2 protein-coding genes are annotated in these 1816 nt (G+C 34.3%); both read left to right on the top strand.

Annotated features, from left to right (window positions below; all coding sequences use genetic code 11):
- The first annotated feature begins 51 nt into the window (after positions 1–51).
- The gene (gene recA, locus ACW2QF_RS18615; RefSeq protein ID WP_455717512.1) at positions 52–1110 is read left to right on the top strand and encodes a recombinase RecA; all 1059 of its coding nucleotides are present in this window, start codon (positions 52–54) and stop codon (positions 1108–1110) included.
- Between the two features lie 2 nt (positions 1111–1112).
- Positions 1113–1715: a regulatory protein RecX gene (locus ACW2QF_RS18610; RefSeq protein ID WP_455717511.1), complete on the top strand. Its 603-nt coding sequence runs from the start codon at positions 1113–1115 to the stop codon at positions 1713–1715.
- Positions 1716–1816: the final 101 nt, after the last annotated feature.

Genomic DNA, 1816 nt, shown 5'->3' with positions numbered 1-1816 from the left:
CTATATTGATAGTAAGAGAACATTAGTTCGCTACATAAAGGAGAGATGATAATGAAAGATGATAATAAATTAAAAGCATTAGAGTCTGCTTTGGCTCAAATTGAAAAACAATATGGAAAAGGATCTGTTATGAAACTTGGTGATACAAGTGCTCATATGAATATAGAAACAGTACCTACGGGGGCATTAAGTCTTGATGTTGCCTTAGGGTTAGGTGGTGTGCCAAGGGGAAGAATTGTAGAAGTGTACGGACCAGAATCAAGTGGTAAGACAACAGTTGCACTACACATGGTTGCTGAAGTACAAAAAAAAGGCGGTATTGCAGGTTTTATCGATGCAGAACATGCTCTTGATCCAGTATATGCAAAGAATATTGGTGTTGATATTGATAATCTATATATCTCACAACCAGATAATGGAGAACAAGCCTTAGAAATTACAGAGACAATGGTTCGTTCTGGAGCTGTTGATATCGTTATTGTCGATTCTGTTGCAGCATTAGTACCAAAAGCTGAAATTGATGGAGATATGGGAGATAGCCACGTAGGTCTACAAGCAAGACTTATGTCTCAAGCATTACGTAAGTTAACAGCTGTAATCAGTAAGTCTAACTGTATTGTTATCTTTATCAACCAGTTACGTGAAAAAGTTGGTGTAATGTTTGGTAACCCTGAAACAACTACTGGTGGTAGAGCATTAAAATTCTACTCATCAATCCGAATGGATGTACGAAGAATTGAAGCTTTAAAACAAGGTGGAGAAATCGTAGGTAACCGTACAAGAATTAAAGTAGTTAAGAATAAGATTGCACCTCCATTTAAAGAGGCAGAATTCGATATTATGTTTGGACAAGGAATTTCTAGAGAAGGTGATGTGCTTGATCTAGCAGCCAATGAAAATATCGTAATTAAGAGTGGTGCATGGTATGCATACAATGATGCTAAGATTGGTCAAGGTAGAGAGAATGCCAAATTATATCTAAAAGAAAATCCGGATATATTTGAAGAAATTGAGCAAAAGGTACGTGCAAAATTCAATCTTGATGGTGTGATAGCTGCCACAAGTGAAGCCGCTAATGAAGATTTAGATATGGATATGGATGAAGAATAAGGATGATTCTTACAAAAATCGAGCAAATTGATAAGAAAAGATATCGGATTTATGTGGAGGGGGAATTTGTATTCCTCCTCTATGTTACTGATATTCGTAAATATAAGTTAGAAGAACAGATGGAAATCTCGTCAGAAGAATTTGAAGAAATCTATAAGGACGTTGTTCTTAGAAGAGCAAAAATGAAGGCAATGTTCTTACTTAAATCCATGGATTATTCAGAAAAAGGATTACGTGATAAACTTGCTAAACTATACTATCCACCGAAAGTAATTGATGATGCACTTACTTATGTAACTGGATATGGGTATATAGATGATGAACGTTATGCAAGAAATTATGTAAGATTTAAAAAAGATTCCCAAAGCCGTAAACAGATTGCTTTTACATTACAACAAAAGGGCGTTTCTAAAGAATATATCAATATGGCCTTTGAAGAAGAATATGATAATGAAAGTAATGCAATTGTGCGGGCTATTATTAAGAAAATCGGTTCTATGGAGCGTTTGGAGGAACTTACAGCAGAGGAAAAGAGAAAAGTAGGAGCATTCTTATATAGAAAAGGCTTTTCTTCAGAAGAAATTCGTGAATATATTTCATTTTAGTTAAATCCAGATTATAGAATCAATCATTCTGTAATTTGGATTTTTCTTAATACATGCTTATATATAATAGTAAGAATTTTGAAAATATGGTTGTTACATAC

The sequence above is a fragment of the Anaerosporobacter sp. genome, assembly GCF_965301125.1.
The sequence above is the reverse complement of the archived record's forward strand: the minus strand, read 5'-3'. Positions and strand labels throughout refer to the sequence as shown.